Annotated in this window: 14 protein-coding genes; 8 read left to right on the top strand and 6 right to left on the bottom strand. The window is 74.1% G+C overall.

The window, feature by feature from the left end; genetic code table 11:
* Positions 1-1,128: AAA family ATPase (locus A8711_RS21690; RefSeq protein WP_141707678.1), on the top strand; the 1,128-nt coding region annotated here is incomplete at its 5' end.
* A 240-nt stretch (positions 1,129-1,368) separates the two neighbouring features.
* Here the strand turns inward: A8711_RS21690 and A8711_RS21685 are convergent.
* A complete protein-coding gene (locus A8711_RS21685) occupies positions 1,369-2,268 on the bottom strand; it encodes an A/G-specific adenine glycosylase (RefSeq protein WP_064446859.1) in 900 nt (299 codons plus the stop codon).
* Positions 2,269-2,364: 96 nt separating this feature from the next.
* Between A8711_RS21685 and A8711_RS21680 the strand changes: the two genes are divergently transcribed.
* The 3 genes from A8711_RS21680 to A8711_RS21670 all read left to right on the top strand — a co-directional run bounded on the left by A8711_RS21680 (position 2,365) and on the right by A8711_RS21670 (position 4,307).
* Positions 2,365-2,877, top strand: a complete 513-nt coding sequence (locus tag A8711_RS21680; RefSeq protein ID WP_013288949.1) for a glycine cleavage system protein R — start codon at positions 2,365-2,367, stop codon at positions 2,875-2,877.
* Entirely contained in the window at positions 2,874-3,437 is a 564-nt protein-coding gene (locus tag A8711_RS21675; protein ID WP_043327917.1) for a peptide deformylase, read from the top strand. The genes A8711_RS21680 and A8711_RS21675 overlap by 4 nt, the downstream gene beginning before the upstream one ends.
* Positions 3,438-3,542: 105 nt before the next feature.
* A complete protein-coding gene (locus A8711_RS21670; protein WP_043327918.1) occupies positions 3,543-4,307 on the top strand; it encodes a hypothetical protein in 765 nt (254 codons plus the stop codon).
* 8 nt (positions 4,308-4,315) lie between these two features.
* Here A8711_RS21670 and disA read toward each other — a convergent pair whose 3' ends face one another.
* From disA to A8711_RS21650, 4 genes are all read right to left on the bottom strand, one after another.
* Entirely contained in the window at positions 4,316-5,506 is a 1,191-nt protein-coding gene (gene disA, locus A8711_RS21665; protein WP_030502855.1) for a DNA integrity scanning diadenylate cyclase DisA, read from the bottom strand.
* 129 nt (positions 5,507-5,635) lie between these two features.
* Positions 5,636-7,081 carry a DNA repair protein RadA gene (gene radA / locus A8711_RS21660; protein WP_069089200.1) on the bottom strand — a complete coding sequence of 482 codons (1,446 nt, stop codon included), beginning with the start codon at positions 7,079-7,081 and terminating at the stop codon, positions 5,636-5,638.
* Between the two features lie 104 nt (positions 7,082-7,185).
* Positions 7,186-7,935 carry a hypothetical protein gene (locus A8711_RS21655; RefSeq protein ID WP_043330867.1) on the bottom strand — a complete coding sequence of 250 codons (750 nt, stop codon included), beginning with the start codon at positions 7,933-7,935 and terminating at the stop codon, positions 7,186-7,188.
* Between the two features lie 142 nt (positions 7,936-8,077).
* A complete protein-coding gene (locus A8711_RS21650) occupies positions 8,078-8,908 on the bottom strand; it encodes a UbiA family prenyltransferase (protein WP_069089197.1) in 831 nt (276 codons plus the stop codon).
* A 45-nt stretch (positions 8,909-8,953) separates the two neighbouring features.
* Between A8711_RS21650 and A8711_RS21645 the strand changes: the two genes are divergently transcribed.
* The 4 genes from A8711_RS21645 (at position 8,954) to A8711_RS21630 (ending at position 12,709) form a co-directional block, all read left to right on the top strand.
* The gene (locus A8711_RS21645; protein ID WP_069089196.1) at positions 8,954-9,709 is read left to right on the top strand and encodes a methyltransferase domain-containing protein; all 756 of its coding nucleotides are present in this window, start codon (positions 8,954-8,956) and stop codon (positions 9,707-9,709) included.
* A gap of 42 nt (positions 9,710-9,751) precedes the next feature.
* Complete coding sequence (locus tag A8711_RS21640) at positions 9,752-10,918, top strand: acyl-CoA dehydrogenase family protein (protein ID WP_043327919.1); 1,167 nt, start codon at positions 9,752-9,754, stop codon at positions 10,916-10,918.
* Between the two features lie 99 nt (positions 10,919-11,017).
* Positions 11,018-12,070: a type III polyketide synthase gene (locus A8711_RS21635; RefSeq protein WP_083297068.1), complete on the top strand. Its 1,053-nt coding sequence runs from the start codon at positions 11,018-11,020 to the stop codon at positions 12,068-12,070.
* Positions 12,071-12,109: 39 nt separating this feature from the next.
* Positions 12,110-12,709: a hypothetical protein gene (locus A8711_RS21630; RefSeq protein ID WP_069089194.1), complete on the top strand. Its 600-nt coding sequence runs from the start codon at positions 12,110-12,112 to the stop codon at positions 12,707-12,709.
* Between the two features lie 7 nt (positions 12,710-12,716).
* On the opposite strand, the gene A8711_RS21625 is transcribed toward A8711_RS21630, so the two are convergent.
* Positions 12,717-13,412, bottom strand: a complete 696-nt coding sequence (locus tag A8711_RS21625) for a hypothetical protein (protein WP_069089193.1) — start codon at positions 13,410-13,412, stop codon at positions 12,717-12,719.
* Positions 13,413-13,526: the final 114 nt, after the last annotated feature.

Here is a 13,526-nt window from a genome sequence, read left to right as displayed (position 1 = left end):
GACGTCGTCAGCGAGGTCGACGACGAGCAGATCGCCGAGGTCCTCGGCAACTGGACCGGCATCCCGGTCTACAAGCTGACCGAGGAGGAAACCTCGCGCCTGCTGCGCATGGAAGACGAGCTGCACAAGCGCGTCATCGGCCAGGAAGACGCCGTCAAGGCCGTCTCGAAGGCGATCCGCCGTACCCGGGCCGGCCTGAAGGACCCGAAGCGCCCGTCCGGCTCGTTCATCTTCGCCGGCCCGTCCGGCGTCGGTAAGACCGAACTGTCCAAGGCGCTCGCCGAGTTCCTGTTCGGCAGCGAGGACGCCCTCATCCAGCTCGACATGTCGGAGTTCCACGACCGGTACACCGTGTCCCGCCTCGTCGGTGCCCCTCCCGGCTACGTCGGCTACGACGAGGGCGGGCAGCTGACCGAGAAGGTACGCCGCCGGCCGTTCTCCGTGGTCCTCTTCGACGAGATCGAGAAGGCCCACCCGGACGTGTTCAACACCCTCCTGCAAATCCTGGAAGACGGGCGCCTCACCGACGGTCAGGGCCGGATCGTGGACTTCAAGAACACGGTCATCATCCTGACCACCAACCTCGGCACCCGCGACGTCGCCAAGGCGGTGTCGCTGGGCTTCCAGGCCTCTGAGGACTCCGAGTCGAACTACGACCGGATGAAGCAGAAGGTCAACGACGAACTCAAGCAGCACTTCCGGCCCGAGTTCCTCAACCGSATCGACGACACSATCGTCTTCCACCAGCTGCGTCAGAACGAGATCCTGTCGATCGTCGACATCATGATCGCCCGGATCGAGACCCAGCTGCGGAACAAGGACATGGGTCTGGAGCTGACCGACAACGCGAAGAAGTACCTCGCGAAGAAGGGCTTCGACCCGGTGCTGGGCGCGCGGCCGCTGCGTCGCACGATCCAGCGCGACATCGAGGACAACCTGTCCGAGCGGATCCTGTTCAACGAGCTGACCCCGGGTCAGATCGTGGTCGTGGACTGCGAGGGCGACCCGGAGGACATCGACAAGTCCAAGCTCGTCTTCCGGGGCGCGGACCGGCCGGACGCCGTGCCGGACGCGGTCCCGGCGGACCTCGGCGGCACCGCCGCCACCGGCGCGGACGACGCCGCGTAGGCAAGAACAGTTCGAGGGCGACGGCCCCGGTAGGCGAAAGCCACCGGGGCCGTCGCCTTTCCGTGCCTACCCACCACGCCCTCCTCGCCCCAGCCCCGCCGTGGTCGATCATGAGGTTGACCGCACTTGGCGCCCGATTTGTCGCTGCTAACTTCATGATCAACGGGGCGAGTCGAGGGCGAGTCGAGGACGGGGGGAGGCGGAGGCGGGGTCGGGGTGGGAGGGGTGGGGTGGGGGCGGTCAGGGGAGGGGGACGGCGGGGCCGTCGCCGGCCAGGCGGAACGACTCCTCGCCCACCGGTTCCACCAGGCCGTCCGTGACCAGGCCGGCCAGCGCTCGCGCCCGCTGCACGTCGTCGTGCCAGACCTGGTCCAGCCGCTGATGCGGCACCGGCCCGGTGGACTCCCGCAGCACGGCGAGCAGCAGCCCGCGTACCTGCCGGTCGGTGCCGGCGTAGCGCTGCGGGCGGCGCGTCGGTCCCGTGGGGGCCGCCTGGCCGGAAGCCCGCCAGGCGCAGCTCGACTCGACGGGGCAGATCGCGCAGCGCGGGGCGCGGGCGGTGCAGACGACCGCCCCGAGTTCCATGAACGCGGCGCTCGCCAGCGCGGCGGCGGCCGGCTCGATCGGCAGCAGTTCCTCGGTGGCGACCAGGTCGGCCGGGCGGGTCGTCGGACCGGCGTCGGGTTCACCGGCGATCGCCCGGCACACCACCCGCCGGACATTCGTGTCCACCACGGGGTGCCGCTGCCCGTACGCGAAAGCGGCGACCGCGCGAGCCGTGTACGTGCCGACGCCGGGCAGCGCCAGCAGATGATCGAGCCGGTCGGGTACCACGCCGCCGTGCCGCTCCACGACGGCCACCGCGCATTCGCGCAGGCGTACCGCCCGGCGGGGGTAGCCGAGCCGTCCCCACATCCGGATCGCCTCGGCCGGGGTGTCCTCGGCGAGCGCGCGCGGATCCGGCCAGCGGGCCAGCCACGCCTCCCAGGCGGGCACCACCCGGACCACCGGCGTCTGCTGGAGCATGACCTCGCTGACCAGGATCGCCCAGGCGCCGATGCCCGGCTTGCGCCAGGGCAGGTCGCGGGCGTTGCGCTCGTACCACCGGCTGACCTGGGTGGCGAATGTGGGCTCGGACATCGCGCCGCCGATCATGTCACGGCTGTCTTTCCCGCAGGTTGGGCGGGGAGGGTGGCCGGGCGCGATCGATCATGGGCGACGGGGCAGAATGTCCGAATGAACGAGCTCGCGATCACCGTCATCGGCCGGGACCGGCCGGGCATCGTGGCCGACGTCGCGGAGGTCCTCGCCCGGCTCGGCGCGAACCTCACCGACTCGACTATGACCCGGCTGCGTGGACACTTCGCGATGACCCTGATCTGCGTGGGCCCGGCCGCCGCCGACGTCGAGGCCGCGCTGGCCCCGCTCGCCGCCGACGGGCATCTGCTGGCCACCGTACGCGCGGTCACGCCGGACGGCGGCAGTGAGCCCACCGGGGAGCCGTACGTGCTGGCGGTGCACGGCGCCGACCGGATGGGCATCGTGGCGGCTATGACCCGGGTGCTCACCGACGCGGGCGGGAACGTGACCGACCTGAGCACGCGGTTGACCGGTTCGCTCTACGTGGTGGTCGCCGAGGTCGAGCTGCCGCCGGGCGTCTCCGACGAGGTGGCCGGCCGGCTCACCCGCGTCGCGGCGGAGCTGGGTGTCGGGGTCAGCCTCCGCCCGGCGGACACGGATCTGCTGTGACCGGGCCGGAGTACGCGGGCCTGGGCGGCTGGACCCCGGAGAAGCTCGGCGTCCCCGGCGAGGTACGTCCGGTGGTCACCGCCCCGGAGCCGGTGCTGAGCCAACCCGGCCCGGAGGTCGACCCGACGTCTGCCGAGGTGGTACGCCTCGCCGCTGACCTGGTGGCCACGATGCGGGTCTCGCCCGGCTGTGTGGGTCTGGCGGCGCCGCAGGTGGGGGTGAGCGCGCAGGTGTTCGCGGTGGACGTCACCGGGCACCCGAAGGCGGTCACCGTGCACGGCACGTTCGTGCTCTGCAACGCGCGGGTGGTGGAGGCGAGCCGGTGGAAGGCCGGCCGGGAGGGCTGCATGTCGGTGCCGGACCTGACCGGCGACGTGAAGCGGGCCAGCCGGCTGGTGGTCGAGGGCGTGCTGCCGGGCACCGGGGAGCCGGTCCGGCTGGTGACCGACGGTTTCGAGGCGCGCGCGCTCCAGCACGAGATCGACCACTGTGCCGGGTTGCTCTTCCTCGACCGGGTGGCCGGCGCGCACGCGATCTACCAGCGCAAGGTCTACCTCTGACGGTGGTGGCGGCTATCCGGTGTGGACGGAGGCGGCCGTACGGCGGCGGGTTCCCGGCGCGTCGGACCGGCGAGCCGTGCGCCGCGCGGCTACGGTAGGCGCATCATGCGTCTGACGGTCGGCCCCCTGCCCCCTGCCGTGTACTGGCGGCGTCGTGCCGTCGTGCTCGGAGCGGGCCTGCTCTTCCTGATTGTCCTGCTCTACTCGTGCACCGGCACGGACCGCAACACCGGCGCGCCGGGCACGGACCCGTCGCCGACCGGTTCCGCCGGGGCTGAGCCGGCCCCGTCCGGCTCGGTGCTGACCCCGCAGTCGGGCAGCCCGTCACCGACGGCCGGTGACGCGGGCGGCGGCAGCACCGGCGGTAACACCGGCGGCGGTACGGGCGACGGCGGCGGCAACACCGGCGGCGGCGCGAACAACGGCGGCGGCACCGGTAACGGCGGCGCGAACGGGCAGCCGGTCTCGGACGACGGCAACTGCACCGACTCGGAGCTGCTGGTGACGCCGGTCGCGGTGCCGGCCACCGCCCAGCGGGGCACTGTGGTCACGCTGCGCCTCAAGGTCAAGAACGTGTCGAACCGGACGTGCAGCCGGGACGTGGGCGCCGATCTGCAGGAGCTGTACATCAAGGCGGGCGCGGAGAAGATCTGGTCCTCGGACACGTGCGGCACCGGCAAGGGCTCGGACCCGCAGTCGTTCACGCCGAACTTCGAGCGCTCCTACGAGCTGGGCTGGAACGGCCGGGTGGACAACCGGTGCGCCAACGGGCTCGCGAACGGTGAGTTCGCGGCGATCGGCGCGTACCAGGTGTTCGCCCGCGTCGGCACCAAGATCAGCGAGCCGGTGAAGCTGACCATCACCGGCTGAGCGGTCGGTCAGACGTACCGTTCGAGGATGGATGCCTCGGCGAGCCGGGACAGGCCCTCGCGGACCCCACGGGCGCGTGCGTCGCCCACGCCCTCGACGGCCTGGAGGTCTTCCACTGTCGCGCCGAGCAGCCGCTGGAGGCTGCCGAAGTGCACCACCAGCCGGTCGACCACGGCGACCGGCAGCCGGGGCACCTTGGCGAGCAGGCGGAACCCGCGCGGGCTGACCGCCGCGTCGAGCGCGTCGGAGGCGGACGGGTAGCCGATCGCCTTGGCGACAGCCACGAGATCGATCAGCTCGGTGGCGCTGAGCAGGTCGAGTTCGACGAGCGCCTCGTCCAGGGTGCGTGACTTGCGGCCGACCGGCAGGTAGTCGCGGATGACCAGGGTGCGGTCGGCGTCCACGCCGGCCATCAGCTCGTCGAGCTGAAGGGCCAGCAGACGGCCGTCGGTGCCCAGCTCCACCACGTAACCGGCGATCTCGTCGGCGATGCGGCGGACCATCTCCAGCCGCTGCACCACAGCCACCGCGTCGCGGACGGTGACCAGATCCTCGATCTCCAGCGCGGAGAGCGTGCCGGAGACCTCGTCCAGCCGCAGCTTGTAGCGCTCCAGCGTGGCCAGCGCCTGGTTGGCGCGGGACAGGATGGCCGCCGAGTCGTCCAGCACGTGCCGCTGGCCGTTGACGTAGAGGCTGATGATCCGCATCGACTGGCTGACCGAGATGACCGGGTAGCCGGTCTGCCGGGCCACCCGCTCGGCGGTGCGGTGCCGGGTGCCGGACTCCTCGGTCGGGATCGACGGGTCGGGCATCAGGTGCACGCCGGCCTGCACGATCCGGGTGCCGTCGCTGGAGAGGACGACAGCGCCGTCCATCTTGCACAGCTCCCGGACCCGGGTGGCGGAGAACTCCACGTCCATCGGGAAGCCGCCGGTGCAGATCTGCTCGACCACCTTGTCGTAGCCGAGCACGATCAGCGCGCCGGTGCGGCCGCGCAGGATCCGCTCCAGGCCGTCCCGCAGGGCGGTGCCGGGAGCCATCAGGGCGAGGTTGGCGCGCAGCGGGTCGCCACCGGCCCCGCCGCCGACGCTTCCGTTGACGCTCACGCTGATGGCACGAGCGGGGTTGCCGCTCACGGCGCCGGTACGGGCGTGCGGCGTCGCCGTTGCGGGCTTGGTGGCATCGCGGTCGATCGGCACGGGCACAGTCTACGGACTGCCGTGCGGTGGGTGCTCTCGTGGTTACTGTGATGTGTCACGATGCCCGGCTCGGGCGGCTCTTCACGGGCTGCGCCGCGTGTCCGGGAACGCCCGGCGGATCCCACCGTGTCACTCCGCCGATGCGCGGGCGGCGGTCTGGAGGGCGGCCCGCACGTCAGTGACCTCGATCACGCGCATGTTCTCCGGCCCGGCGCCGCTGCTCTCCGGCCCGCACCCGGGCGGCACGAGGGCCAGCCGGAAGCCCAGCCGGGCCGCCTCGGACAGCCGGCGGGGCACCGCGCCGACCCGGCGTACCTCGCCGGTGAGCCCGACCTCGCCGATGGCCACCAGATGCGGGTTGAGCGCCAGGTTGAGCCCGCCGGAGGCGACCGCGAGCGCCACCGCCAGGTCGGCCGCCGGCTCGACCACCCGGATGCCGCCGACAGTGGCGGCGAAGACCTCCCGGTCGTGCAGCGTGAGCCGCTCGGTCCGGCGCTGGAGCACCGCGAGAACCATGGCGAGCCGGGCGCTGTCGAGGCCGGAGACGGTACGCCGGGGCGAACCGGCGACGGTGGCCCCGATCAGCGCCTGCACCTCCGTCACCAGCGCCCGGCGCCCCTCCATCGCCACCGTCACGCAGGTGCCCGGCACCGGCTCGGAGTAGCGGGTCAGGAACAGGCCGGACGGGTCGGCCAGGCTGCTGATGCCGCCCTCGTGCATCTCGAAGCAGCCCACCTCGTCGGCCGCGCCGAAGCGGTTCTTCACGCCGCGCACCATGCGCAGCGAGGAGTGCTTGTCGCCCTCGAAGTGCAGCACCACGTCGACCAGGTGTTCCAGCACCCGGGGGCCGGCCACCTGGCCGTCCTTGGTGACGTGGCCGACCAGCACGGTGGCGATGCCGCGCTCCTTGGCGACCGCGACCAGGGCGGCGGTGACCGCGCGGACCTGGGTGACGCCGCCGGGCACGCCCTCGGTGCCGGTGGTGGAGATGGTCTGCACCGAGTCGAGCACCAGCAGGCCGGGCTTGACCGCGTCGAGGTGGCCGAGCACCGCCGACAGGTCGCTCTCGGCGGCCAGGTAGAGCTGGTCGTGCAGGGTGCCCATCCGCTCGGCGCGCAGCCGCACCTGGCTGACCGACTCCTCGCCGCTGACCACCAGCGACGGGCTGCCGGCCCCGGCGGCCCACTGCTGGGCCACGTCGAGCAGCAGCGTCGACTTGCCCACGCCCGGCTCACCGGCGAGCAGCACCACCGCGCCGGGAACGAGGCCGCCGCCGAGCACCCGGTCGAGCTCGCTGACGCCGGTGGCCCGGGCGCGGGCGGGCGCGGCGCTGATGGTGGCGATCGGCCGGGCCGGCTCGGCCGGCATCCGCGAGCTGACCACCCGGCCGGAGACCAGCGGGCCGGTGATCGTGGACTCGACCACCGAGCCCCACTCGCCGCACTCGGGGCACCGGCCCACCCACTTCGGGGGCTGGTGACCGCAGGCGTCGCACTCGTAGGCCGGACGGGGCTCGCGAGCGGCGCGACCGCGGCCGGCGCCGGCACGGGAGGGGGTCGATCGGGGCGTGGTCACCACAGGACGCTAACCGTCCCGTACGACGAAAGCCCACCGGAAACGGCGACACCGCCGGCGTGGCGCTGGCCACGGCGGCGGTGCCGACGGAAGGAGGACGGAGGTCAGTGGCCGCCCTCGACGCCACCGTCCTCGGCCCCGTGCTCACGCGGGTTGACGATCTTGGACGGGGTGGGCTCCGCGGTCAGCGGGATGCCGATCGGCGCCGGGGTCGTGATGACCTTGCCGTCGCCGAAGTCGAAGGTCAGGTTGACCTGCTGGCCGACGAGCAGCTTCTGGTTCAGGCCGACGAGCTGGAGGAACCGCGGGTTGTCGGCGTTGAGCTGGGCGTAGCTGAGCGCCGGGATCTCGATCCGGGCCGGCTGACCGGCGGGCGCGGACCCGGTCTCGCTCGGCGACGGGCTGGCCGACGGCGACTCGGACGTCCCCAGTGACTGGCTCGGCGACGCGCTCGGGTCGCTCGCGGTCGGCGAGGCGGTGCCCGGCTCGGTGGGCGAACCGGTCGGGGTGGCGGCGCCGCTCTCGCCCGCGCCGGAACCGGTGAGCACGATCTCCCGGGCGCTGTCGGTGGTGACCGTCACGGTCACCGGCTTCTCGCTGTCGTTGTAGATCACCACGTTGACCGGCGCGTTCGACCCCGCCTCGTAGCCCTTCGGCCCCGGCGTCCGCACGTAGAGACCGCGCACCTTGTACAGGTTGTCGGAGGTCTGGACGTTGACGCCCTGTACCGACGGGATCTTGTTGGCGGTCTCGGAAATCTGCCCGGTGCCGCACCCGGACAGCAGCAGGCTCGCCGCCGCCGTGCCGGCCAGCAGCAGGGCCGGCCCCCGGGAACCCCTGATCGAGCGCGTCACGTCGGTCCTCCTCGTCACGATCCCCGCCCGGTCGACCACCGGGCACGGGGTGGCCATACCCGCGCAGACCGCGCTCCAGGGTAGTTGGAGCTGATCGAGGCCCGCACGCGGACCCGGCAATGCCACCCGGCGAGGGAGACCGTCAGACCACCCGGCCGCTCGTCACCAGCAGCAGCACATCGATGAGCGCCACCACCAGCACCGCCCGGAAGGCGCTCGCCGAGCGTCCGGCGGCGGCGCGTCCCGCGTACCAGCCGAGGGCCGGCACGGCGACGGCGGCGGCGACGGCCGACAGCCCGGCCCACGACGGCGGTCCCGGCGGGCCGAAGACCAGCGCGACGGTGGCCGCCAGGAGCAGCCCGGCGGCGGCGAGTCGGCTGCCGGCGGGGCCCAGCCGGTGCGGCAGGCCGCGCACCCCGGTCCGGGCGTCGTCGGCCAGGTCGGGCAGCACGTTCGCGAAGTGCGCGCCGGCGCCCAGCAGCGCGGCGGCGGCCACCAGCCAGGCCGGCGGCGCGGGCGAGCCGGGCAGCGCCAGCACCACGAACGCGGGCAGCGCGCCGAACGAGACCGCGTAGGGCAGCACCGACACCGCCGTCGACTTCAGCGGCCGGTTGTAGAGCAGCGCGGAGACCAGGCCCAGCGTGGCGCAGGCCGCCGCGGCCGGGCCGCCGGCCAGCGCCAGCAGCGGGGTGGCGACGGCGGCGACCACGACGGCCCGGGCCAGCGCCGGCCGGCTGACCGCGCCGGTGGTCACCGGTTTGTCGGTACGCCCCACCGCGGCGTCCCGCTCGGCGTCGATCAGATCGTTGCTCCAGCCGACAGCGAGCTGGCTGGCCAGCACCGTCAGCGCCACCGCCGCGACGCCGGCCGCGGAGTGCCCGGCGCCGGCGGCGAGCAGCGCGGCGACCACGGTGACCGCCGCAGCGGGTTCCGGATGGCTCGCCTTGACCAGCCCTAACACCCGTGTCGACATAAGGGAAGTCTGGTCGTTACCGGGCAGTCGTGCCACGCTCGACGCATGCCTGACGTGCCCGGGGTGTCCACTCCGCACCGGGTGCTGCCGCCGAACGACCCCCGGCAGTACGACGATCTGGCCGACGAGTGGTGGCGGCCGGACGGCGCGTTCGCGATGCTGCACTGGCTGGCGCGGGCGCGCGCGGCGCTGGTGCCACCGGCGTCCACGCCGGACGATCTGCTCGTCGATCTGGGCTGCGGCGCCGGGCTGCTGGCCCCGCACCTGGCCGGCAAGGGCTACCGCCACGTCGGGGTGGACCTGACCCGCTCCGCGCTGGACCAGGCCGCCGACCACGGGGTGACAGCGGTCCAGGGCGACGCGACGGCGGTGCCGCTGACCGACGGCTGCGCGGCGGTGGTCTCCGCCGGGGAGGTGCTGGAGCACGTGCCGGACTGGCGGCGCGCGGTCGCCGAGGCGTGCCGGCTGCTGCGGCCCGGCGGCCTGCTGGTGCTGGACACGCTGAACGACACGCTGCTGGCCCGGCTGGTCGCGGTGGAGCTGGGCGAACGGCTGCCCACAGTGCCGCGCGGCATCCACGACCCCCGGTTGTTCGTCGACGCCCGCGCGCTCGTCGCCGAGTGCGCCCGGCACGGCGTGTCGCTCGAGGTACGCGGGGTCCGCCCGGAGTTGGGCGGCACGCTTGCCTGGTTGCTGCGCCGCATGCGCGGCGGCGACCGTCCGGCGAGGACCGAGCCGCGCATGGTGCCGACCTGGTCGGCGGCGGTGCTGTACCAGGGCTGGGGGCGCCGGGGCGGGTAGCCGGGGCCGCCCGGGGTAAAGGGACGCCGAGAAGGGGGCGACATGACTGTGCACGCGCTGGAGGCGGCCCGCCGGTTGGCGCCGCGACTGGCCGCCCGCGCGGCCGGGCACGACCGCGACGGCTCGTTCCCCGTGGAAGACTTCGCGGACCTGCGGGCGGCCGGGCTGTTCGGGCTGATGGTGCCGCCCGAGCTGGGTGGCGCGGGCGCGAGCTTCGCCGAGTACGCGGCGGTCGCCACCGAACTGGCCCGGGGCAACGGCGCGACCGCGCTGGTGTTCAACATGCACGCCTCGGTCACCGGCGCGCTGGGCGCGGTCACCGAGGAACTGGCCGAGGCGCTCGGCGTACCGGATGAGGCGCTGGCGGCGCGGGACCGGCTGCTGCGCGCGGCGGCCGACGGCGCCTGGTACGCGGTGGCGATGAGCGAACGCGGCGCAGGCGCCCGGCTGTCGCAGCTCAGCACCGTCTACGAGCCGGTCGAGGGCGGCTGGCACATCAAGGGCAGCAAGACGTTCTGCTCCGGCGCCGGCCACCCGGACGGCTACCTGGTGGCTGCCCGCAGCGCCGCCGACCAGTCGGTGGTGTCGCAGTTCCTGGTCCCGGCCGGGGACGGGATCACCGTGGAGCCCACCTGGGACTCGCTCGGCATGCGGGCCACCTCGTCGCACGACGTGCACCTGGACGTGACGGTTCCGGCCGACCGGCTGCTCGGCGGCGTCGAGGGGCTGGCTCTGGTGGTCGCGCAGCTCATGCCGCACTGGCTGGTGGCGAGCTACGCGGCGGTCTACGTGGGCGTGGCCCGGGCCGCGATCGACGCGGCCGCCGAGCACCTCAACGCCCGCAACCTCGCCGGGCTGCCCGCGGTGCGGGCCCGCCTGGGCCGGGCGGACGCGGCCACCGCCGCCGCCGAACTGGTGGTCGCCGAGGCGGCCCGCCGGGTCGACGAGGCGCCCGGCGACGCCGAGACGAACCGCTGGGTGTGGCGGGCCAAGCTGCTGGCCGGCACCACCGCCGCCGAGGTCGCGGCCTCGATGCTGGAGGCGGCCGGCACCTCGGCGACCCGGCGCGGGCATCCGCTGGAGCGGCTCTACCGGGACGCCCGCTGCGGCTCGCTGCACCCGGCCACGTCCGACGTGTGCGCCGACTGGCTCGGCATCGCCGCGCTCGGCGGCGACCCGGACCGGGACAGCGCGCTCCCTCGTTGGTGAAGCGCGAGGAGCGAGCCGGTTTTGCGAGCCCCGCAGTCGCGAACGAAAGGCTGCCGGGTGACCAGGGTTGGTGCGAGAGATGAGGGAGGGGTGGGGGACGTGGGCATGCCGGTGATCGCGGGCCTGGGTACGGCGCATCCGCCGGGCGCGGACCAGGACGAGCTGTGGACGGGTTTCTTCGCGGGGCACTTCCAGGGGAACACCCGGGCGCTGGCGCAGCGGATCTTCGCTAACTCGGGCGTCACCCGGCGGCAGGCGGCGGTCAACCCGCTGCTGGAGGACGTCTCGGAGTGGCCGACCGAGCGCCGGATGCGCCGCTACCAGGTCGAGGCGCTGCCGCTGGGCAAGGAGGCGGTCAGCCGGGCGCTCACCGCCGCCGGCCTGGACGCCGCCGACATCGGGATGTTCATCGTCTGCTCCTGCACCGGGTACGCCACCCCGGGGCTGGACATCCTGCTCGCCCGGGACCTCGGCATGTCGCCGAGCACCCAGCGCATGTTCGTCGGGCACATGGGCTGCTACGCGGCCCTGCCCGGGCTGGGCGCGGCGAGCGACTTCGTCACCGCCCGGGGGCGTCCCGCGCTGCTGCTCTGCGCGGAGTTGACCAGCCTGCACATCCAGCCGCCGGGCGCCCGGGTGGACACCCAGCAGATCGTCTCCCACGCGCTGTTCTCGGACGCCGCGGTCGCCGCCGTGGTCGTCCCCGGGGGCCGGGGGTACGCGCTGCGCGAGGTCACCTCGGTCACCGACACCTCCACGGCCGACCACATGACGTGGGACGTCACCGACACCGGCTTCCGGATGGGGCTGTCGCCCAAGGTGCCGCAGGTCCTCTCCCGGCACGTGCGGACCCTGGTCGACGAGCTGCTGGCACGGCACGGGTGCGAACGCTCCGGCGTGGACGGCTGGGCGGTGCACCCGGGCGGGCCGCGGATCCTCAACGTGGTGGAGCGTGAGCTGGCGTTGCCGCCGGACGGGCTCGCCGCCTCCCGGGGGACGCTCGCCGAGCACGGCAACTGTTCGTCCCCGACGACGCTGCTGATCCTGGACCGGCTGTGGCGTACGAAGCCGTCACCACCGCGCTGGGTGTTGATGCTCGCGTTCGGGCCGGGGCTGACGCTCTACGCGGCGCTGCTGGAACGCGTGGGCTGACGGGTCGCCCCGGTCGCGCCGCGCCGATACGCTGCCCGCATGGCCTCCGAGGAGCGGGACGGGCGGGCGTTGCTGGCCGGCCTGACCGTCCTGGCGCTGTTGCTCGGTTCGGCCTGGTGGCGGTCGGCGGCCCCGCAGCCCGGCCCGGCCACGTCGGCCGCGCCCGCGAGCGTGGATCTGGCCCCGCGCAACTGGCGGGTCGACCCGTCGACGGGCGAAGCGCGTCCGGTGCCACGCGCCGGGCGCGAAGCGGCGGTGGACAACCGCCGGGTGCCGCGTGCCGAGCCGGACCGCTCGGTGGTGATACGGGTGGAGGACGACGGCACGACGCGTCTGCTCCAGGTGTCGCACGTCGTGTGGCGGGAGAGGTCCCGGCTGACGCCGGGCGGGCCGCCTGTCGTCCGGCAGGTACGGCCTACGCGGGGCGACAACTACCGGCTGTCGGTGAGCTGCGCCGGTGACGGGCTGGTCGTCGTACTCGTCTCCGGCCTCGGGGACGACGAGTTCCGGCGGGCGCTGCGCTGCGGCGGGCAGCTGGACGTGCCGGTGGTGGGCGGCAGTGGCGAGCTGGTGCAGATGCGGTTCGTCGCGATAAGGGGCCGGGCCGACCTGGACGCCCGGCTCGAGGCGCTCTACTGACGGTCGGTCAGCCGGCCAGCCGGGCCAGGTCGGCCCGGTAGTCCGACAGCGGGCCCAGCTCCGGCACCACCCGCACCAGCGAGCCCTGCCGGTCCACCAGCAGCGCCGGGGCGATGCCGGGCTGGGCGGACAGGTGCAGGTAGGAGCGCAGCCCGCCGGCCGGGTCGCCGAGTGGGCGTACCCCCGGGACGCTCGCCGAGCCGGCCCGCCGGCCCGCTGTCACGGTGACCACCGTGACGCCGGGCGGGGCGGCTCCGGCCGCCGCGGTGACCTGCTCGGCGCAGGCGCAGGCGTCGGTCAGGATGATCATGGCGGGCAGCATGCTGCGCAGCGGCACCGGCACGTCGTCTGCGCCGACCAGGTCCAGCGCGGGAAGCGGGCCGACCGGTTGCGGGGCTGCGCCGCCGCCGTGGGGGAGCACTGTCGGTGCGCCGGACCGGGTGGCGCGTGGCCAGGTGACCGCCGCGAGGCCGGCGAGTGTGATCAGCACCGATACGAGCAGGATCAGCGCCGGTAGTCCGAGGCGGAGCGTGCCGGTGCGGCGGCCGGCGGCCGTTCGTGCCCGCCGTAGCTCCCGGCGGACCTGCCGGGCCTCGTCGGCGAGCGCCGAGGCGTCGTCCGGGACGACCACGCGGCCCCACTCCGGGGGCAGGCCGGGGAGCCCGTCCGGCGGCCCCTGGCCGTCAGCGTCAGGCACGCCCATCGGACCCCCAGGAACGTCTCGGTGAGCGGACGTCGCGTCCTCTCCCAGCGTCCCGCACCGGCCGCCGTAACGCCACACCTGGGCGCGGACGGACTTGCGGAGCTACCATGGAAG

Source organism: Micromonospora sp. II, from assembly GCF_001709195.1.
Classification (GTDB): domain Bacteria; phylum Actinomycetota; class Actinomycetes; order Mycobacteriales; family Micromonosporaceae; genus Micromonospora; species Micromonospora chalcea.
Note: the sequence above shows the minus strand (reverse complement) of the source record. Positions and strands in the feature narration are given on the sequence as shown.